Genomic DNA, 20692 nt, shown 5'->3' with positions numbered 1-20692 from the left:
CGTTATCTTAAAATGCTCGTGTTTCCTCCTTAATCCTGATGAATTAAGAATCTACATGATTATTGTAATCATCGTGTAATATTAGGAGGACCTTTATTCGGTTTTTTGCATAATTATTGGAATTTATTCCGGGATACGAAGAGTTCACTTTTTCGCCGTCTTAAATTTGCGTCAGATGTAAAACTTTTACCACAATTTACCGTAATATAGTAATACAACACTTTTTACTTATATTATGGAGGGGAACTATATTGAAAAAGCAGCTTGTTTTATCTTGTATTATCGCCATTATCCTTCTTTCAGGGTGTAGCAATACAAATAACATTAACCCTACGGACGCAAACACTGCGATCAACGAATCTAAAAACTTGTTTAATTTCGGGGAAATCTCCTCAAAAACTGATACAGCACCCTCACCTGAAAAAATGCTAAGAGAAATAAGCAATTTTGTTATTGCTGACATTTGGAATGTGGGGTTTGTAGATGTTATCTCATACACTAGAAGTGGTACAAGCAGTACAGGAGCGAGCATGGACATTGACTTTACGATCGAACAGCTTGGCAAAGCCATGGAAGAGAAAAAAGAATACGATACATATATGAACGAGTTAGATATTAAGTATGATTCTATAAAAAAAATATGGGCCAAGCTTTCCCCAGAAATTGATCTTTTATATAAACAGATCCAGGAGACACCTCCAAAAGCAAACGATAACAGCTTAAAACTTGATGCAGGTAAATTTAATCAATATTCAGAGGCTTTTAGTAAAGAAGTGAATGATCTGGCAAAACAGTAGCCTATACCATATAAAAACCCCCGCCAAGTGATTGGCGGGGGTTCTGTTTATAATTGGGTTTTAGCAGCGTTTCATATAATCAACCCGCTATCTGTTTGTATCTTACACACCATTCTATTTTTTCTCTCATAAAATATAAAATCTACAATGAGAGGTTAGGTGAATAGGATGAGTATACAGTTTCTTGATATGCGAATTTCACAGGGCAGCACTATGGATGCACAAAGTCTTAATTTAGTTCGTTCAAGTGCAATTTTCGGTGACATTGGACTTCAGACAGTAAATGTTACACCTGCAAATGCAGGCTTAGTGAGAGTCACATTGAATGCTTTTGCCAGACTTAGTGTTGATGTCAGCATTATAGTTCAGAATGATGTTACTTTTAGTATTTACCGCAATAATATATTAATTTTTAGTACAACCTACCCCGGAAACATTAATAATACAACGACCCAATATGAAATGGTTGGAATCACCGCTGTCGACTATCCGCCTTCAACCGATGTGCTTACCGGCCAGATCCAATACACCATTGTAGCATCAGCGATTAGAACGGCATCTCTGGGAGCCAGATCCTTCAGTGGAATTGCCGTTGCCGGAAATGGATAATAAAAAATATTAAAGGTGTGTCCCCGGAGCATTCGGGGATTTTTTCAATTGTGCCAATAAAAAAGCATCCGTAGAAAAATATCTACGGATGCTTTGAAGAAATATAAGCGTTGGGAGGACAAGCCTCCATTCATAAGCGCTCTTATTAACCGATAGAACCTTCCATCTCGAACTTGATCAGACGGTTCATTTCGACCGCATATTCCATCGGCAGTTCTTTTGTGAACGGCTCGATGAAGCCCATGATGATCATTTGAGTCGCTTCTGCTTCTGTGAGGCCACGGCTCATCAGGTAGAACAGTTGCTCCTCAGAAACTTTAGACACGGTTGCTTCATGCTCAAGAACGATGTTATCGTTCATGATTTCATTGTAAGGAATAGTATCCGAAGTGGACTCATTATCCAAAATCAGCGTATCACATTTAATGTTCGATTTCGCACCTTCTGCTTGACGGCCGAAGGAAGCTAGACCACGGTAAGTTACTTTACCGCCATGTTTACTGATGGATTTCGATACAATGGTGGATGTTGTATCTGGAGCCAAATGGATCATCTTGGCACCCGCATCCTGATGCTGGTCTTTACCTGCTACCGCGATGGATAGTACTGAACCTTTAGCACCACGGCCTTTAAGAACAACCGCAGGGTATTTCATGGTCAGCTTGGAACCGATGTTACCATCGACCCATTCCATAGTAGCATTCTCTTCTGCAACCGCACGTTTCGTAACGAGGTTGTAGATGTTTGGAGCCCAGTTCTGGATTGTGGTATAACGAACGCGAGCGTTCTTCATACACAAGATTTCAACAACCGCACTGTGCAGAGAGTTCGTGCTATAGATTGGAGCAGTACATCCTTCTACGTAGTGCACGAAGCTGTCTTCATCAGCAAGGATCAAAGTACGTTCGAATTGTCCCATGTTCTCAGAGTTAATACGGAAGTAAGCCTGCAAAGGAACTTCACATTTCACACCTTTAGGAACATAGATGAAGCTGCCGCCTGACCAAACTGCACTGTTAAGTGCGGCAAACTTATTATCGGTTGGAGGGATGATCGTCCCGAAATATTTTTTCAGAAGCTCTGGGTGCTCACGCAATGCAGTGTCGGTATCTGTAAAAATAACCCCTTGATCTTCAAGGCTCTTCTGCATGCTGTGATAGACTACCTCAGATTCATATTGTGCCGAAACGCCGGCGAGGAACTTCTGTTCCGCTTCCGGAATCCCCAGCTTATCAAAGGTTTCTTTGATTTCGGAAGGAACTTCTTCCCAAGTCTTCCCTTGCTTCTCTGAAGGTCTTACATAGTATTGAATATCCTCGAAGTCCAAATCATCCATATTGCCGCCCCATGTTGGCATTGGCATTTTACGGAACTGCTCCAAAGATTTCAAGCGGAAGTCAAGCATCCACTGTGGTTCATTTTTGATTGCTGAAATTTCTTTAACAATTTCGGCCGTCAAACCTTTACCAGACTGGAATATCGATTTATGCTCATCACGGAACCCGTACTGGTATTCTTCCATATCAGGCGCTTTCTTAGCCATGGTGTCAGCCTCCTTGTTCTACTGTTATTTATGTTGCTCTTCTTCGTCAATTCCTTTACGAAGTGCGTTCCAAGCCAGTGTTGCGCATTTGATCCGCGCAGGGAATTTATTCACACCCGAAAGGGCTTCAATGTCTTCGTAATCTCCAAAATCCACGTCTTCACCCTTCATCAGTAAGGAGAAGTTATCAGCCAGTTCAAGCGCACGTTCAACCGTTTGTCCTTTGATCGCCTCAGTCATCATCGAAGCCGATGACATACTGATCGAACAGCCTTCACCATTATAACGGGCATCCTTTACGATTCCATCCACTACCTTAAGCTGAAGAGTAATCCGGTCACCACAGGTTGGGTTATTCAGTTCAATTTTTAGAGCATCATCTTCAAATGAACCGCGATTTCGAGGACTTTTATAATGATCCATAATTACGCGTCTGTATAAGTCATCCAAGTTCATAGCTGAAGTACTCCTTTGTCTTGATTAAAGCGTCCACCAGTCGATCTACATCATGCTCGTTATTATACAGATAAAAGCTTGCACGTGCTGTAGAGCTGGCTTCCAGCCAGCGCATCAGCGGCTGACAGCAGTGATGCCCGGCGCGGATGGCAATGCCTTCCGCATCTAGCACTGTAGCGACATCATGCGGGTGAACGTCACCCAGATTAAAGGTGACAACGCCGACTTCACGATTTCGAGGACCATAAATGTTCAGACCCTCGATCTCTGACAGACGTTGCTCTGCATACGCTGCAAGAGCTTTCTCATGGCGGTGTATCTCATCCAAACCGATTTCTTGTAAGAAATCAATGGCTGCACCTAGACCAACAGCACCAGCTATGATCGGCGTACCGCCTTCAAACTTCCAAGGCAGTTCTTTCCATGTGGATTCATAAAGACCCACATCATCGATCATCTCGCCACCGAATTCGACGGGCTCCATGGCTTCGAGAAGTGCTCTCTTGCCATACAAAGCGCCAATTCCGGTTGGTGCGAGCATTTTATGACCAGATAGTGCATAGAAATCACAATCCAGATCCTGCACATCGACCTTCATATGTGGTGTGCTTTGTGCACCATCTACGACAATTACTGCACCATGACGATGAGCAATAGCCGCAAGCTCTTTAATAGGATGAGTTACTCCCATAACGTTGGATACATAAGCGATAGCAACGATTTTGGTTTTATCCGTAATCGTCTGCTCGGCAGCTTCCAACGTAACCGTTCCATCAGGTTGCAACGGTATATATTTTAATGTAGCACCGGTCTTCTTAGCGAGCTGCTGCCATGGAATCAGATTACTATGATGCTCCATTAAGGTGATGACGATTTCGTCGCCTTCACCCACAGCAGAGGGTCCGTAAGAAGAGGCCACAAGATTTAAGGCTGTAGTTGTTCCGCGTGTAAAGATAATTTCTTTAGTGCTGCGGGCGTTAATAAACTTAGCTAGCTTCTCCCGGGCTCCCTCGTAGGCATCGGTTGCTCGGCTGCCTAAAGTATGGACGCCACGGTGTACGTTGGCGTTATCCCACTCATAATACGACTTGACCGCCTCAATTACTTTCCGAGGCTTCTGTGAAGTAGCAGCACTGTCCAGATAGACCAGTGGATGTCCGTTCACATTTTGGTTCAGTATGGGAAATTGCTCCCGGATGGCGTTGCTAATCATTGCACTAACTTCCTTTCCACAAGAGATTGGAGCTGATTGCGCAGTCCCTCCAGTGGAATTTGTGACACAACAGGAGCCAAGAAGCCGTAGATGATCAGAGTCTCTGCATCATGCCGTGTAATTCCGCGGGACATTAGGTAAAAGACTTGCTCGTGATTGACCTGTCCTACGGAAGCGGCATGGCCGGCTGTAACATCATCTTCATCAATAAGCAGGATCGGATTGGCGTCACCACGGGCTTTTGGACTCAGCATCAATACTTTTTCCGTTTGCTGGCCGTCCGCTCTAGTAGCACCTTTCTCAATCTTGGTGATTCCGTTGATGATAGAAGTAGCAGAATCACGCATAACTGCACGAGTGATCATGTCACTTGGTGTGCTTTTGCCAAAATGCTGAGCTTGAGTGGTGTAATTAAGTTTCTGTGATCCCGTACCTACTGCAATTACTTTAGCATCGGAGCTAGAACCGTTGCCTTTAAGCACAGACTTGGTATCACTCGCAGTATCTCCGTAGTTCATCTCACCAACGATCCATTCGATGACTCCGTCATTCTCAACAACAGCCCGGCGATAAGTTACATCTGTAGTATCTACACCAAGCTGATGCACTGTAGCATAACGAACTTTAGCGCCAGCGCCCACGAATACCTCTACCGCACCATTGTGTAGTCCAGCTTCTTCTTTATCCGATACGTAGTTGTCTACATAGGTTACGGAACTGTTAGTATCAGCTACGACCAGAATGTGTGGAACAAAAGTCGCTTCCGCATCATCCGTTAACAGCACTGCTTGAAGCGGAGTTTCAATAACAACATTCTTAGGAACATAGAGGAATACTCCACCATTCCACAATGCAGCATGAAGCGCTGCGATAGAATGTTCGTCTGGCTGAATGGCTTTATGCAAGTAACGTTGAACCAAATCTCCGTGTTCTTTAACAGCTGTCTGTAGATCTGTAAAAATAACACCCTGTTCTGCAAGCTCAGGAGCGATACGTGTATATACTGCACCAGAGTTGCGTTGAATAATCAGGCTGCCTTCCTCCTGATCCTTGATCAAGGAAGAAATAGATGCAGGTGCATCACTTAGCGAAGCAAAAGGTTCACTTGCTTTATAGCTACCATAATTATTGACATTCCAACGATCAATCCGTGTCTTCTCTAATTTAGGCAGTGTCAGAGTAGCTGCCAATTCTAGTGCCTTCAAGCGGCTTTCTTTCAGCCAACCCGGTTCGCCGCTGCTGTGCGATAATTCGCTCAAGCGTTCGGCATCCACCGGAAGAATGGTCTGTGTCGTCATAGTGGTCTCCTCCTTCCTGGCGTTTCTTACGCTTCTTGCCCTACAGTTTCATCTTCAATTCCGAGTTCTTCTTTAATCCATTCATAACCCTCTGCTTCCAGACGCTGTGCAAGCTCTGGACCACCGGATTTCACGATTCTACCTTGCATCATAACGTGAACATAATCAGGTTTGATGTAGTTCAAAAGACGTTGATAGTGGGTAATAACTAAGAAGCCGCGTTCTTCGCTCCGCATGGAGTTTACGCCTTCAGCTACAATTTTCAAAGCATCAATATCAAGACCGGAGTCAATTTCGTCCAAGATCACGATTTTTGGATCCAGCATCATCATTTGTAGAATTTCATTACGTTTCTTCTCACCACCGGAGAAGCCTTCGTTCAAGTAACGGTGTAAAAACTCAGGGTTCATATCTAGTTCTTTCATCTTTGCTTCCATTTGGCGAATAAAACGAATCAACGAGATTTCGCTTCCCTCTTCACGACGGGAATTAATGGCAGAACGCAAGAAGTCGGAGTTAGTTACTCCAGAGATTTCGCTTGGATATTGCATTGCAAGGAAAAGACCTGCACGTGCGCGTTCATCAACAGCCATCTCCAGAAGATCTTCACCATCAAGAGTTGCAGTTCCATCAGTTACTTCGTATTTAGGATGACCCATTAGCGCCGAAGCCAAAGTACTTTTACCTGTACCGTTTGGTCCCATGATGGCGTGAATTTCGCCACCTTTCATTTGAAGGTTAATCCCCTTCAAAATTTCTTTCCCCTCAATCGTCGCTTTAAGACCCTCAATGACAAATTCTGCTGCCATAATATTATTCCCTCCATTGATCGATTTGCGAAATCAAAAGTTGTATTGAAACAGGATAATCCTGATTCCCAGCACAATTAGATTTTCTATCACATTATAATTATTATAAATTGAATCACAATGATTATCAATGATTCTCACTAATTTTATATCAAACCTTGTTTTTTTACAAATTTCTCTTTAGCTAATCACTTGTGACTCAGAGAAGATTTTCATTAAACATAAGACTACGCAAAAATAAGACTTCCCGCAGGAAGCCTTATTCAAACTGCTTAATGATTAGCTAAGAAACGAACGTAGCATCCATTGGTGTTTCTCCAGATCACTACGGATTTTAATGAACATATCTGAGGTTGGCTGATCCTTGGTTTCTTCGGCAAGCTCGATGCCTTCTGTCAGCTCTTCAGAGATGGTGGCGAAGTCTTCAATCAGAGACTGAACCATTCCCCGTGTATCTTCCTTACCTGTAGCTTCTTGAATTGTAGCTAATTCCAAATATTCTTTCAATGTTGCTGCCGGACTGCCTTTGATGGTTAGCAAGCGTTCTGCTACTTCATCCATGTGAAGGGTTACTTCATTATATAATTCCTCAAATTTCACATGAAGGGAGAAAAACTGTTCTCCTTTGACATACCAATGAAAGTTATGAATTTTTACGTACAGGACATTTAAGTTAGCAACCTGACGATTCATGATCTGTTCCAGTGAAGTTGTATTTACTTTATTCGATGCTTTAGCCATGAGATGATCCCTACCTTATCCATTATATTTACCGGTTACTATTTCCTTCGTCCGGTAGTAACTTGTCTATTCTTAATTTACCCTTTTACCTGTAATACGAAACAAGGAGAAGCCTTCCATAACACCTTTATTTGTACTAGCATGAGCAAAGACACACCCGATTATGCTTAAATGTGAATACTTGCACACAAACAAAAAGGGCCTAAGCCCCGTTTGTTTGGAATTGTTGAATTTTCCGGTCAGACCATAAGAAGTAACGCTTCCGCACCCGTCATACCTGGTACGATGCCAAGACTCTCTGCTTCTATCGTTACAGACTCCAACGGGGCAGCTAAAAGCTGGGCAAGCGTCCGTACACCCACCGCACGAGCTGCGATGATATGCCGATCACTAAGTGTTTCATTGAGGAGACCGACATCCAGTGCACCGCACATAATATAACCTCGGTTCGTGCTGATGGAGAGCAGTGTAGTTTTGGGAAGCTTAACCTCTACCCCGATCAGCGTATGTTCACCTACTGTAATAGGCTCCATAGTAACCAATAGCAGCACCTCCTTTTTTTCACTATCCACGTTGTATATGTATGCTAATTTTCCTGTGGGTGTGCTGACGGTAGTCCTATGCCTAGTATAAAATGCAGTATAATAGTCCCTATTCCAGTAGTCCTGGGTATATGAATATTGCATGTTTAATGTTATAGTTAATTACATTCCTGTAACCATTCAGAGATGTTCTAAACGAAAAGCTGGGGGATTTATGGACGAGAAACTACAACGCACAGACGGCAATTATTTATTTAACGTCGACATCCTGATTAATGCCCGTACCAACCCGCTTGCACTGCAATTTCTGCTCGAAATGTTGAACAATAATGACCATATCACAGATTTCAACATTAACTCCGGTCTTGAATTAGGGAGAACCATTGACAGCTTGCTACGCTCCGCTAAACTAGCTTTGAATCAAAACTCTGCTCCTCCCATTTCATTAAAGCTGCCTCCAAAATCTACGAAGAAGCAGCTGGATACACCGATAAAAAAACAGGCAGAAACGCCTGCACAGCAAACGGCCATTGAGACGCCAGCTGATGCATACGGGAAGATTCGTCAGTATATTCAGAATAATCAATTGGTACGTTTACGAGCGAACCGGTACGGGAAACAAGTGTCCATGCCCTGTCGTATTTTAAACTTTGATGAAGCAGCCAACTCTATAAGTGTCTACCATGTGGATGAGAAGCAGGTGTACAGCTTTAATCTAAATGAAATCGACGAGTTTCTGTAAGCGCATGCGTTACAAGCCAATAAGCACCCTCCCTCTTTGGGGAACAGGTGCTTATTGGTCTTTCTTTTTTTTTAACAACTAAGACGACTTTTTACGTGAAAATCCCTCTATCGCAAGGCATAACCAGCCAATTATAAAGCATACCCCACCGATAGGTGTAATCGCTCCTAGCACCTTAATTCCGGAGATACTCAGAACATACAAACTGCCAGAGAACAAAATGGTACCTGCAATTAACAATCGGCCCGCCCAACGCAATCGGGCACTTTCGCCCCATTGGCCCACAGCCAGTGCGATGAGAATTACCCCCAGCGCATGTACCAAGTGATACTGCACACCAGTCTCATATACCTTCATATAGTCTTCACTGATCACTGGTTTTAGTAGATGGGCACCGAAAGCACCAATTCCTACTGCCAGCATTGCTAGCACAGCCCCCCAGGCCATAAATTTCCGTTGCAAATGATTACACCCCCTTAATTTTAGACTCATTCTATCATAACGTAATGCCAGTTCCTATTTCCAGCAGTCATTTTTTATTTTGCCTCATTCAGGGGTTGCTTTTTTAGCATCAATATGAAAAAGTGGATATTAACAACATTTTCATTCTAATCTCTCAAGGAGTGCAAACCATGGACTTAAATTCTCTGTCAAAATCAGACGTACCTGCGGCAGAGGTGGGAAATCCCAACCCTCATCCGGATTACCCAAGCGCTGATTTATCATCTACGCATCAAAAAGTAGAACATGATCTTCAACATTCTGGACCTGGTATTGCTTCGTTCATTATCTGTCTCGTGTCGATCATCGGCTATGCAGCCATCTTTATCTCTATTATAATGAAGTCTTCTTCATTGGTTAATGAGAATTCCGAACTATTAAGCCAGTCCTCGCAATTCATAATGCTTCTAGGATTAACGGTTATTATTCTGGCTGCTCTTAATGTAATCGGTGTAGTCATCGGCATCATTGGGCTTTCCATTCGGAAACGTCGCAAGGTGTTTGGCATTATTGGCACGATAGTCAATGGTGTTATTATCTTACTCTTTATGCTGCTTATTACAACCTTCCTAGTCAATGCTGGAACGCTTTAAGCTTCTTTTAAACATGCTAACTTCATTAAAAAGGGTATCCCAACAACTTTGAGCGGGTTGTGAGGATACCTTTATTTATGTATGAATCTAAAATCTGCATTGGGGAGTCCTCATCTTCATCCGCGGCTCACGGACTCAGATGACGTTATTTACGTTTTTTTCGCCTTTGGAGCACAGTTTCGGACCCCAGTGACGCTATTGCATGGAAAAAGGATCCTATTGGGCGGTTTTTATGGCAATAGCTGCGATGGGGTCCGATAGCGAATCAAATGTGGGGAAAAGCTGCGTTTAAGGGCTGCTAGGTCCGATAATGCTGATTCCGATGATGCTAATTCCGATAATCTGGATCCTATCCCTCATCCGCGGCTTGCGGACTCAGGAGACGTTATTTACGTTTTTTTCGCCTTTGGAGCATAGTTTCGGACCCCAGTGTCGCTATTGCATGGAAAAAGGACCATATTAAGCGGTTTTCATGGCAATAGCTGCGATGGGGTCCGATAGCGAATCAAATGTGGAGAAAAGCTGCGTTTAAGGGCTGCTGGGTCCGATAATGCTGAGTTTTCCCCGTCATCCGCGGCTCACGGACTCAGATGACGTTATTTACGTTTTTTTCGCCTTTGGAGCACAGTTTCGGACCCCAGTGACGCTATTGCATTAAAAAAGGATCATATTGAGCGATTTTCATAGAAATAACTGCTATGGGGTCCGATAGCGAATTAAATGTAGGGAAAAGCTGCGTTTAAGGGCTGCTGAGTCCAATATAGGTGCTACTAGTTCCGTTAGTGGTGCTGCTAGTTCCAATAGTGTGGCTCCTAATCCATAATGGTGCTAGGTATGCGGACTGTGATCGATCAAACAAAGTCTAGTGTTTGAGCAAGAACTATGCTTAAAAAATACGAGGGTGTCCCAGCAACCACTATATGATTGCTAAGACACCCTCTACTTGCAAATCAATACATTCAATTATTTTGCTAGAGCCAGCTTTGTCAGCACACGTTGCTTGACGGACGGATCGCCCTCCACTGCTTTTTCCACGTATTCAATAACTACGGAATCATCTGAATTCAAAGTATCAAGTATACTCTCCATTCCAGCTGAAATCTCAAAAGCGGTTGGACCTTCTTTTGTCGCAATCTCAACGGAATGACTATCTATTTGTCCGATATAAACGGCCGTCATTTTTATTGTTTTTCCTTCAGCTTTTGGAGTAGAACTAGGTTTAGCTGTGCTCGGATTTTCGGTTGGTGTGGCTGTACTTGGGTTCTCAGTAGGAACGGGAGTGCTTGGAGCTTCTGTAGGCTCAGCTGTGCTTGCGCTCTCGGTTGGAGTTGGAGAAGGTGTTGCAGTCGGTTCTCCTGAAGTCTGTGCCGAATTATTCCCACCGCAAGCGGTTAAGGCAAATGTTAAGGCAGCAATCGCTGCTATGGCGGGTAATGAACGTTGTTTTTTCATGTTGAGTGCCTCCTCTATGTGGCGATTATTTTCAAAGTCATCTTCATAAGTATACTCTTATAACGTTAACCACTCTATGAAAGTTTCATATGAAGTAATTTTAGATAACTTCCAGCCTCTATTAGGCATCCGTCGGATGCAGGCTACAGCGGTATTAATACAATAGTGTGAGCCTGATTTATCCCAAAGGAGTGAGCCCCTTGAAAATCGATATCGGCTGTGGATCTAATAAGGAAGCAGGTTATCTCGGGATCGATCGGATCGCGGGTCCTGTTGTAGATATTGTCTGTGATATTTGCCAAGAGATTCCTCTCCCTGACAATAGCGCTGAGTTTGTTATGGCTAGCCGTGTACTGCCTTATGTGGACAATTTATTCGCAGCCATGGCGGAAATTCACAGAATTAGCATCCATAAAGCAGTTGTTTGCATTCTAGCACCCTATGCCCACAGCTTTGCCCATATGTCCAATCCTTCCTTTAAGCAGAAGTTTGACGAATATACCCCCCGGCATTTTACAGGATCCTTCTTCCAACCCCCATCCGGTCCAGTATGCCCAGCTATTCCAGACTACCCTGTACCCGCACCACCCTTCGATTATCGGTTGCTGCGGATGGAGTTATTCTATCAACACCCTTATGAAGATCCGCTTTACGAAACTGAAGAACTAGAAATACTAAAGACCCTTCAAGCAAATGTAGTGCATGAAATCATGTACCATTTTGTCGTAGTCAAGCACAATATCACTGATCAGGAGCTGGAGCTGATGAGCAGAAGTCATTATCCTGAACCTCATGTTCTTGTCGAACGAAGACTTAAATCACAAAACAGACATTTTTTTCTATAATTTTAAGATGGGACATACACTAATACCCATTTTGTATCATAGGCTAACATACAGGTATTAACTGTGCCGTCCTAACTATAGGACGGTTCACTTTTGGCCAAAATCAACCTCGAAGGAGGTGAGAATCATTCCACTAGTCGTACGGGCAACGATCAATGCGACCGGTGCTATCACATTTACCGGCAACACGCTTGGACTTAGCCGCTCCGATACGATCGGAGTGCCAGGGACACTAGACAGCATCGGTGGCTTTACTACTGTTAATACTTCATCGACATTTGGTTCCTATCCTAGCGGAACTACTAGTCTTTATACAAGCAACAGTTCAGCAGCCATACTGGTCCTACCATCTGGCAGCACAGTGCTGTATGCAGAACTGATATGGGGCGGTACCTATATTAACGGAACCGTTAACCTCAGTTCGGCCATTAACAATCCTGTCTCCCTAATAACTCCTGCTGGCACTACATTCAGCGTTACTCCCGATTCAGCAACGAGCAACGTAGTCGATTTGGGAGGTGGTGCATCAGCATATGTTCGTTCCGCCAACGTGACCAGCATTATCCAACAAGGCGGCGCCGGCACCTACACCACTGGCGGTGTAGTGGGTACGATTGTTATCCCTAGTGATTCCACGGCCAACCATGCTGGCTGGACATTAGGCGTAATCTACCAAAATACAGCCTTACCTTTTCGCAATATGTCCCTACGGGCAGGTGCAATACTTGTACAGGCAACCTCAGCCCCAGTTTCAACTACGATCACAGGCTTCGCAACACCAATTACAGGTGCGCTTGGCGGCAGAGCGTTATTCAGCGCACAGGAGGGGGATGCCAACCGTTCGGGGGATCAAGCGTTATTTGGTCCAACCTCGGCTACACTTGTTGCTTTATCGGGACCAAACAACTTTGCCAACAACTTTTTTGCGTCACAGATTAACAATGATGCAGGTAATCTAAACACAACAGGTACCTTTGGAAACCGCAATCAAATAAACGGAAACCCAGGGACCAACATTATCGGCGGCCGTCAAGGCTGGGATATTACCAATGTTGACGTCTCCGCACGGCTGATAAACAATCAATCTTCAGCCGTATTACAATTAACCACCTCAGGCGATGCTTATGTACTCAACGGTAATGCCATACAGGTTGATATCAATGCTCCTAAAATAAACCTCACTAAAAGCGCTAATGTAGCCGGCCCCATAGTCGGTGATACGGTAACTTATACGGTGACTGTCAGTAATACAGGAACAGCGGGAGCAGCAAGTGTCGTTTTATCAGATGCGCTGCCGGCAGGATCCACTTTTGTAACTGGAAGCGTAGTCGTTGCTGGCGTCGTAAGGCCTACTTTTGATATTACAGCAGGAATCCCATTAGGCTCATTAGCTTTAAGCAGTTCAATAACGGTTACATATCAAGCCAAAGTCACTTCATTGCCGCCAAGTCCACAAAATATCGCAAATACTGCCAACGCTGCCTTTACGTTTCAAAGTGTAGCCGGAGGCCCTATCATGACGGGGGTCATTCCATCTAATACAGTAACCTTACCTGTATATTCACCCGTCCTTAACATTGTGAAATCAGCCAATACCACCAATGCTACGGTTGGAGATCAGATCACCTATACCCTTCAAATCACGAACACAGGAAATATCGGCGCGGTAACAACACTTACGGATAACATTCCTTCAGGCAGCTCTTACGTCGCAGGCAGCTTCACCGTCAATGGAAATCCTATCGCTGGTAACCCTGCCACGGGGATTGCTATCGGTACGGTTGCCGCCGGTGGCAGTTCTACTGTTCAATTTCGGGTCATCGTGAATAGTCTTCCCTCACCGCCGCAGTTGGTTGACCAAGCAAGCGCCGCTTATACGTTTCAAGTTCCAGATGGGCGAACGGTAGCTGGTTCTGCCTCGTCCAACACTTTGTCTATTCCCGTTACAACACCCAATGTTACCGTAGTCAAAAGCGCTGGATTCACCGACGTAACTGTCGGAGATATACTGCTCTACACCTCAGTAATCAGTAACAACGGAATTGCAGCAGTTACCAACGTTTCACTCTCAGATACCATACCTGCGGGTACATCGCTGGTTCCCGGAAGTGTCACCGTCGCCGGTGTATCACAACCCTCAGCTAATCCTGGAACAGGGATTGCTGTCGGTACCATCGCTCCCGGAAGCTCCGTTGCCGTCACTTTTCAAGTCAACGTTATCTCATTACCAAGTCCCGCTCAGCTATTGAATAAATCTAGTGCCTCTTTTAGCTCGGGTGCTTTTACTGGCATTTCAGTCTCAAACACGACTACAACTCCCGTGTATCAGCCTGTAATCCAAATTGCAAAAAGCTCGAACGTTTCCAGTGCAACTGTAGGTGGCAATATTCTTTATACGTTAAATGTTCAGAATTCAGGGAATATCGGGGCGGCTGTAACCCTGAGCGACAATATTCCTTCAGGAAGCGCCTTTGTCTCGGGAAGTGTAACTGTTAACGGTGTTGCTAGACCTGCCGACTCTCCACTTACAGGAATTAACTTAGGCACTTTAGCTTCTGGGGCAGCTGTTCCTGTGACCTTTCTTGTCTCTGTACAATCTCTGCCTGCTCCACCTGTTCTGAATAATCAAGGCAGTAGCAATTACACCTACCAACTGCCAAGTGGAAGATCATTCTCCGGGACCAGTCTATCCAATACCCTAACCATTCCGGTCTCCGCTCCAAACATTACACTAACCAAAACTGCAAATCTAACTAATGTAGCGGTTGGAGAAAATCTTACTTATTCAGTCATAGTGTCCAACCCAAGCAACGTCACTGTTACTAACGTTGTTGTCTCTGACCCTATTCCTACGGGGGGAGCTTTTGTAGCAGGCAGTGTGACTGTCAACGGTTCGACGGTTGCAGCGGCTAACCCAAGTACAGGTATAGCAATCGGAAGTATCGCCGCGGGCAGCTCTGTCACGGTGTCTTTTAGAGTGAATGTTGCTTCCTTGCCAAGTCCAGCACAGTTTACAAACAGAGCCAGCGCCTCCTTCACCTCTGGGGCGTTCACCGGTTCTTCGCTCTCAAACACGATAGTAACACCTGTATTTCAGCCCATCCTTAGTATGGTCAAAAGCGCCAATGCAGCACAGGCATCTGTAGGGGGATCTCTCTCATACTCCATCCTGATCAGCAACACCGGGAATATTGCAGCTACTCTATTAGTAACTGATATCCTGCCACCCCAAGCCGTGTTTGACACGAATAGTGTCATTATTGGAGGAACACCTTTGCCCGGATATAATCCGGCAACTGGCATTCCAGTTGGACCGCTCGCTCCTGGTGATAGTGTCACCGTAAGTTTTCTGGTCACAATCACAGCCCTGCCTCCATCACAAGTATTGCTGAACTCTGCTTCAGCGACATATAATTTCACCCTTCCAGACGGGCGTCAGCTCGGTGGAAATGTAGTGTCCAATACGCTCTCTGTCCCAGTGTCCGCCCCTAACGTCAGTGTTGTAAAAAGCGTAAACGCTGCTACTGCTGTTACTGGTGATATCCTTACCTTTACCTCTGTATTGACCAACAACAGTATTGCAACAGTAAGCAATATCATTCTCAGCGATCCTCTGCCTGAGAATGTCGCTTTTATTCCCGGAACCGTAATTGTAAGTGGCACTACCCTGCCGCTAGCAGTTCCGTCCGCCGGCATTCCAATCGGTAGTTTGAGCCCTGGCGCCACAGCTACCGTAACATTCGAGGTGAGGATAACGATGCCGATACCATCACAGATTAACAATCAGTCGTCTGTCAGTTTTACATCCGGTGTATTCTCCGGTTCTTCTTCATCTAATATCACAACTACACCAGTTATTCAGCCCCAAATCTCCTTAGTAAAAAGTGCCGCTGATGGAGACGGCGATTTCGATGCTTTAGTTGTCGGTGATTCTGTCATCTACACAGTGATTGTTAGCAACACAGGTAATCTGGCTGCAAATCTTACGCTAACTGATAACATTCCAGCAGGTACAGTTTTTGTTCCTAATAGTGTCATTGTAGGTGGTATGCCTCAACCCGGATCAGCCCCTGATACAGGGATAGCTGTAGGAAATGTCGCTCCTGGTGCCAGTATTGCAGTCAGCTTCACCGTTGATATCATCTCCCTGCCAACACCTCAGCAGATTAGTAATCAGGCTTCTGCAAGCTTTACCTTTACTCCGCCTGACGGTAGACCGTTATCTGGGACTGCTGTGTCTAACACTGTAACTTTACAAGTCTCTGCTCCTAACATTGTCGTTACCAAGAGCACTACTTCAACATCAGTTGCTGTTGGTGAAACGGTCACTTACAACGTCAATATAACTAATAATGGTATAGAATCTGTTACTAGCGTCTTACTCAATGATCCTACACCGGTAGGGAGTACTTTTGTAACAGGCAGCGTGTCTGTCAACGGAGTTCCATTCCCGAACTTGAATCCTGCTTCGGGGATATCTATCGGCACTCTAGCAGCCGGTGCATCAGCGCTGGTTACTTACAGTGTTACTGTTACCTCCGTCCCTCCTACAGCTTCACTCATCAATCAGGCATCTGTTACCTTCACTTCAGGTGTTATTTCAAGCTCCACTTTTTCTAATACCGTTACTGTCCCTGTGTTCCAGCCGAACATTGCCGTAGTCAAGAGTGCTAGTACAGCCAATGCCACGGTTGGCGATGCCGTTAGCTACACACTGACAGTGAGTAACACAGGAAACTATGCTGCTAATTTAACATTGACGGATAATATTCCCGCAGGTACGGCTTTTGTTCCGAATAGTGTGCTCATCAATGGACTCCCTTTAGCGCAAGCGGATCCTTCCACCGGAATTGCAGCTGGAATAATACAGCCTGGAGGAACGACCGTAGTCATTTTCACGGTTGACATCACTTCATTGCCTAGTCCTCAGCAACTGGTCAATCAAGGAACCGCAGCATACAGCTTCACCTTACCCGACGGACGTACACTTAATGGGTCTGCACTCTCTAACACCGTCACTATTCCGGTCTCCTCACCTAATATTGCTGTAGTTAAAACTACAACCACAACATCAACTACAGTCGGTGACACTATTACTTATTCCATAGCTTTAACTAATAACGGGATTGCCACTGTAAATAATGTGGTCTTCACAGACGCCCTTCCTGCCGGCACCACCTTTGTGACAGGCAGCGTGCTTGTGGACGGTGTGCCTCGCACAGGAGTTAGCCCAGCTACTGGAGTGACCCTAGGCAGCATAGCACCCGGTGTAACCGTAACTGTTGCTTTTACCGTAAATGTAGTTTCACTGCCGCCTACTGGATTGTTAAATAATCAGTCAACAGTCAGCTTCACCTCAGGTGTTGTCTCAAATGTAGCCTTCTCAAATATCGTCACGACGCCTGTCTATCTGCCTATCCTTGCAGCAGCAAAAAGCTCCAATTCAGTCAATGCTACCGTTGGGGATACGATTACTTATACTATAAATGTGACCAACACAGGTAACTACGGAGCTTTAGCAACCCTGAGTGACACCATTCCAGCGGGTACAACGTTTATTCCAAATAGTGTACTCATTCAAGGCGCTCCTGCTCCAGGAGCAGACCCAGCTGCCGGGATCCCACTGGGGGTAATCTCCGCGAATGGAAGCCTGTCTGTAATGTTCTCAGTGCTTATCACAACATTGCCGGCAAGCCAACAGCTGCTCAATCAAGCTTCCGTCGCGTTTGCATACACACTTCCAGATGGACGGACATTTAACAATTCGATCAATTCCAATACAACAACAATCTCAGTATCCTCACCGAACGTTATCGTCACTAAATCTTCGACAGCTACCGATGCCGTTGTTGGCGATACCATCACTTATAACCTCACTGTTACCAATAGTGGAATAGCAAATATCAGTAACGTTAACCTCAGTGATCCAATACCTGCAGGCTCTAGCTTTGTCGCTGGCAGTGTGACCGTAGATGGCACTCCACGCCCTAGCGCCAACCCAGCGAACGGGATCTCGCTCGGTACACTTGCACCGGGAGCATCTTTCCAAGTCTCGTTCAACACGATTGTCAATGTGCTGCCTAATCCTGCAACGCTTAGTAATCAAGCTTCCGTCAGTTTCACCTCCGGCGCATTCTCAGGATCTTCATTCTCAAATACACTTGTTATTCCGGTATATCAACCTATCATTGTAGTTGTCAAAGGGGCGGACAGAACCGCCGCAACTGTCGGAGATACGATTACTTACTCCTTAAATGTGACGAATACTGGTAACCTCATAGCAAATGTAGTTATTACCGATACCATTCCGAACGGAGCTGTCTTTGTTCCAAACAGCGTGCTCGTGAATGGGGTACCACAACCAGGATCAGATCCGGCTACTGGCTTAAGTATTGGGTCGGTAGCTCCGGGAAGTACAGTAACAGTAACGATTACCTTACAGGTTACTATTGCGTCCCTGCCTTCACCGCAGCAATTGGTCAATCAAGCTACAGCAAATTTCACATTCACACCACCAGATGGACGTTCACTCACGGGATCCTCTGTCTCAAATGTCCTAATTATCCCTGTATCTTCACCTGACGTAAGTGTGGTTAAGAGCACTACTTCTATTGATGCGGTTGTTGGCGATATCATCACCTATACGATTGTTGTCACCAATTTAGGGATTGCACCAGTTAATAATGTCATCATGGTTGACCCTATTCCAGCTGGCAGCCAGTTCGTAACGGGAAGCATTACCGTAGATGGAGCCCCACGTCCTAGTGGCAGTCCAGCTTCGGGAATCGCAATTGGTACAATTGCTGCTGGTGCCTCTTCAACCATTACCTTCCAGGTTCAGGTAGTAGCGTTATGATTCCCGGCTCACGTACCCAACCTGTCGTAACCAATCAGTCCATGGTACTCTTCAACTCGGCAGCGGGTGTTGACGGAATTGTCTATTCCAATACCGTTAACACCCCGGTCGTGGGCCCCGTGCTTTCATTGCTGAAGAGTACAGATAAACTCCACGCCTCTTTAGGCGACACTTTGGTGTATACCATTACAGCCAGTAATAATGGAAATACAGATGCTTTTTTGACGGTGTTTGACATTCTTCCAGAAGGTGTATCCTTTATTTCCAACAGTGTGCTCAGAGACGGTGTGCCTCTTCCGGGGGCTACACCGTCTTCAGGCATCCCCCTTGGTTCTATTGCACCGCAGAATCAAGTGAGCATCGCCTTTCAAGTCGTCATCATTTCCCTGCCGTCTTCCCTAGTGCTGCAAAATAAAGCGCTAGGCCGTTTTTCTTTTTCCACACCGGAGGGAAGAATCGTTAAAGGTGATCTATTTTCAAATTCCGTACAGGTTTCTTTACGCTCCTACCAGCTCTCGACCTCCTTGTCTGCAAGTACTCCGACTTCTTTTATAGGGGATGTAGTCACTTACACCTTGCGGCTTACAAATGAAGGCAACAGCCTTTTAACTCAAATCAACGCAATAATTTCTATTCCGGACGGGGCGGTGTTTATACCGGGGAGTGTCATTGCAGGTGGGATTTATTACCCAGAATCAGACCCGGCACAGGGGATATTACTCGGTTCGCTGGACACAGACCTAAGCGTTGATATTACTTTTCGTGTCCGAGTAACAGAGTTTTCTCCCTCGTTGGCCTTAACCAACAGCGCGGTTGTCACCTATTCAGTCGATGAGCATACAATTACGACCGAAAGTAACACTGCGGTTGTCTCACTTGTCCAAGCGGGGGTCAACATTAGTAAAAAAGTGGATCATGTTACAGCAGCTCCGGGCGATAATTTGAGATATGAGCTTACGGTAACGAACAACGGGAATCTGGCTGTAAATGCAGTCCTAACAGATGCTATACCTTCAGGTACTCTTTTCGTATGGGATAGTGTTCTCTTAAATGGAGTGTTGCAAAAAAGTGCACGACCAGCGGAAGGCATCCAGTTAGGTACTTTAAGAGGCGGAACTACAGCAGTTGTAGTTTTTCAAGTGAGTATACCTGCAGCCATTAACATTCATGAAATCGCAGCCGTACAAAACCATGGTAGTGTTCAGTATACCTTTGTGCTTCCAGACGGACGGACCGTACGACAAACCTCTCGTTCCAATACCGTTACCACCTTAGTAGTCACACCTGTCATTTCACTCGTAGTCCATGCAAAACCAACTATCGTAGAAGCAGGAGAGCGAGTCCAATGCTGGATCTCACTAACCAATAGCGGAAATTGGCCTGCGGAAATATCTCTGAATCGGCTAACCCCGGAAAAATGTTTTCTTGATCCCAACAGCATTGTGATTGATGGAGTTCCGAATCCACAATCTTCATTTGCCGGCACCTTGCCGCTGGGGGTAGTTAATGCTGCATCTATGGTTAACATTCATTATTTTGTCCAGGTGAGTGAACAGGTAATGGGTCGTTTCCTTAAGGGCTCCGTAAATGCTCAATACTCTTTCAATATGGATGGACGTAACTACTCTGGCGAAAGCCAATCTAACAGCTATGTGCTAACCGTAGATGAGATCAGTGAATAAGAAATCACATATC

Annotated in this window: 16 protein-coding genes; 7 read left to right on the top strand and 9 right to left on the bottom strand. The window is 45.1% G+C overall.

The window, feature by feature from the left end; genetic code table 11:
* The first annotated feature begins 251 nt into the window (after nucleotides 1-251).
* Together NST25_RS08755 and NST25_RS08750 are read left to right on the top strand one after the other, a co-directional pair.
* The gene (locus tag NST25_RS08755; protein ID WP_340034204.1) at nucleotides 252-797 is read left to right on the top strand and encodes a hypothetical protein; all 546 of its coding nucleotides are present in this window, start codon (nucleotides 252-254) and stop codon (nucleotides 795-797) included.
* Nucleotides 798-965: 168 nt separating this feature from the next.
* Nucleotides 966-1406: a hypothetical protein gene (locus NST25_RS08750; protein ID WP_076191066.1), complete on the top strand. Its 441-nt coding sequence runs from the start codon at nucleotides 966-968 to the stop codon at nucleotides 1404-1406.
* A 145-nt stretch (nucleotides 1407-1551) separates the two neighbouring features.
* On the opposite strand, the gene sufB is transcribed toward NST25_RS08750, so the two are convergent.
* The 7 genes from sufB to NST25_RS08715 form a co-directional block, all read right to left on the bottom strand.
* The gene (gene sufB, locus NST25_RS08745; RefSeq protein ID WP_036684335.1) at nucleotides 1552-2949 is read right to left on the bottom strand and encodes a Fe-S cluster assembly protein SufB; all 1398 of its coding nucleotides are present in this window, start codon (nucleotides 2947-2949) and stop codon (nucleotides 1552-1554) included.
* Nucleotides 2950-2973: 24 nt separating this feature from the next.
* Nucleotides 2974-3405, bottom strand: coding sequence for a Fe-S cluster assembly sulfur transfer protein SufU (sufU, locus tag NST25_RS08740; protein ID WP_340393803.1), 432 nt, complete (start codon nucleotides 3403-3405; stop codon nucleotides 2974-2976).
* Nucleotides 3392-4618, bottom strand: a complete 1227-nt coding sequence (locus NST25_RS08735; RefSeq protein WP_076301338.1) for a cysteine desulfurase — start codon at nucleotides 4616-4618, stop codon at nucleotides 3392-3394. Before NST25_RS08735 ends, sufU begins: the two co-directional genes overlap by 14 nt.
* A complete protein-coding gene (gene sufD / locus NST25_RS08730) occupies nucleotides 4615-5916 on the bottom strand; it encodes a Fe-S cluster assembly protein SufD (protein ID WP_036684344.1) in 1302 nt (433 codons plus the stop codon). Before sufD ends, NST25_RS08735 begins: the two co-directional genes overlap by 4 nt.
* A gap of 26 nt (nucleotides 5917-5942) precedes the next feature.
* Nucleotides 5943-6725, bottom strand: a complete 783-nt coding sequence (sufC, locus tag NST25_RS08725; protein ID WP_036684347.1) for a Fe-S cluster assembly ATPase SufC — start codon at nucleotides 6723-6725, stop codon at nucleotides 5943-5945.
* Between the two features lie 279 nt (nucleotides 6726-7004).
* On the bottom strand, nucleotides 7005-7466 hold the full coding sequence (locus NST25_RS08720; RefSeq protein ID WP_036684350.1) for a Dps family protein: 462 nt from the start codon (nucleotides 7464-7466) through the stop codon (nucleotides 7005-7007).
* A gap of 239 nt (nucleotides 7467-7705) precedes the next feature.
* On the bottom strand, nucleotides 7706-8008 hold the full coding sequence (locus NST25_RS08715; RefSeq protein WP_036684352.1) for a DUF1805 domain-containing protein: 303 nt from the start codon (nucleotides 8006-8008) through the stop codon (nucleotides 7706-7708).
* A 214-nt stretch (nucleotides 8009-8222) separates the two neighbouring features.
* Between NST25_RS08715 and NST25_RS08710 the strand changes: the two genes are divergently transcribed.
* Nucleotides 8223-8750 carry a hypothetical protein gene (locus NST25_RS08710; RefSeq protein WP_036684355.1) on the top strand — a complete coding sequence of 176 codons (528 nt, stop codon included), beginning with the start codon at nucleotides 8223-8225 and terminating at the stop codon, nucleotides 8748-8750.
* A gap of 78 nt (nucleotides 8751-8828) precedes the next feature.
* Here NST25_RS08710 and NST25_RS08705 read toward each other — a convergent pair whose 3' ends face one another.
* Nucleotides 8829-9212 (bottom strand): DUF423 domain-containing protein, encoded by a 384-nt coding sequence (locus tag NST25_RS08705; protein WP_076305977.1) that lies wholly within the window; start codon nucleotides 9210-9212, stop codon nucleotides 8829-8831.
* A gap of 170 nt (nucleotides 9213-9382) precedes the next feature.
* Here NST25_RS08705 and NST25_RS08700 point away from each other — a divergent pair, with 170 nt between their 5' ends.
* On the top strand, nucleotides 9383-9844 hold the full coding sequence (locus NST25_RS08700; protein WP_076124771.1) for a hypothetical protein: 462 nt from the start codon (nucleotides 9383-9385) through the stop codon (nucleotides 9842-9844).
* A gap of 963 nt (nucleotides 9845-10807) precedes the next feature.
* Here the strand turns inward: NST25_RS08700 and NST25_RS08695 are convergent.
* Nucleotides 10808-11296 (bottom strand): hypothetical protein, encoded by a 489-nt coding sequence (locus NST25_RS08695; protein ID WP_036684361.1) that lies wholly within the window; start codon nucleotides 11294-11296, stop codon nucleotides 10808-10810.
* A 200-nt stretch (nucleotides 11297-11496) separates the two neighbouring features.
* Between NST25_RS08695 and NST25_RS08690 the strand changes: the two genes are divergently transcribed.
* The 3 genes from NST25_RS08690 to NST25_RS08680 all read left to right on the top strand — a co-directional run bounded on the left by NST25_RS08690 (nucleotide 11497) and on the right by NST25_RS08680 (nucleotide 20679).
* Entirely contained in the window at nucleotides 11497-12141 is a 645-nt protein-coding gene (locus NST25_RS08690; RefSeq protein WP_076126477.1) for a methyltransferase domain-containing protein, read from the top strand.
* Between the two features lie 118 nt (nucleotides 12142-12259).
* Nucleotides 12260-18997 carry a hypothetical protein gene (locus tag NST25_RS08685; RefSeq protein ID WP_340393800.1) on the top strand — a complete coding sequence of 2246 codons (6738 nt, stop codon included), beginning with the start codon at nucleotides 12260-12262 and terminating at the stop codon, nucleotides 18995-18997.
* Nucleotides 18994-20679 carry a hypothetical protein gene (locus NST25_RS08680; protein ID WP_340393798.1) on the top strand — a complete coding sequence of 562 codons (1686 nt, stop codon included), beginning with the start codon at nucleotides 18994-18996 and terminating at the stop codon, nucleotides 20677-20679. Before NST25_RS08685 ends, NST25_RS08680 begins: the two co-directional genes overlap by 4 nt.
* Nucleotides 20680-20692: the final 13 nt, after the last annotated feature.

This window comes from Paenibacillus sp. FSL E2-0190, assembly GCF_037992965.1.
In the GTDB taxonomy this organism is placed as follows: domain Bacteria; phylum Bacillota; class Bacilli; order Paenibacillales; family Paenibacillaceae; genus Paenibacillus_AQ; species Paenibacillus_AQ odorifer.
This window is presented reverse-complemented; position numbering and strand designations above follow the sequence as displayed.

What these genes read in the sequence shown, in the direction of transcription:
- NST25_RS08750 (WP_076191066.1), top strand. Translation starts at nt 966, where the DNA reads ATGAGTATACAGTTTCTTGATATGCGAATTTCACAGGGCAGCACTATG.
- sufB (WP_036684335.1), bottom strand. Translation starts at nt 2,949, where the DNA reads ATGGCTAAGAAAGCGCCTGATATGGAAGAATACCAGTACGGGTTCCGT.
- sufU (WP_340393803.1), bottom strand. Translation starts at nt 3,405, where the DNA reads ATGAACTTGGATGACTTATACAGACGCGTAATTATGGATCATTATAAA.
- NST25_RS08735 (WP_076301338.1), bottom strand. Translation starts at nt 4,618, where the DNA reads ATGATTAGCAACGCCATCCGGGAGCAATTTCCCATACTGAACCAAAAT.
- sufD (WP_036684344.1), bottom strand. Translation starts at nt 5,916, where the DNA reads ATGACGACACAGACCATTCTTCCGGTGGATGCCGAACGCTTGAGCGAA.
- sufC (WP_036684347.1), bottom strand. Translation starts at nt 6,725, where the DNA reads ATGGCAGCAGAATTTGTCATTGAGGGTCTTAAAGCGACGATTGAGGGG.
- NST25_RS08720 (WP_036684350.1), bottom strand. Translation starts at nt 7,466, where the DNA reads ATGGCTAAAGCATCGAATAAAGTAAATACAACTTCACTGGAACAGATC.
- NST25_RS08710 (WP_036684355.1), top strand. Translation starts at nt 8,223, where the DNA reads ATGGACGAGAAACTACAACGCACAGACGGCAATTATTTATTTAACGTC.
- NST25_RS08700 (WP_076124771.1), top strand. Translation starts at nt 9,383, where the DNA reads ATGGACTTAAATTCTCTGTCAAAATCAGACGTACCTGCGGCAGAGGTG.
- NST25_RS08695 (WP_036684361.1), bottom strand. Translation starts at nt 11,296, where the DNA reads ATGAAAAAACAACGTTCATTACCCGCCATAGCAGCGATTGCTGCCTTA.
- NST25_RS08680 (WP_340393798.1), top strand. Translation starts at nt 18,994, where the DNA reads ATGATTCCCGGCTCACGTACCCAACCTGTCGTAACCAATCAGTCCATG.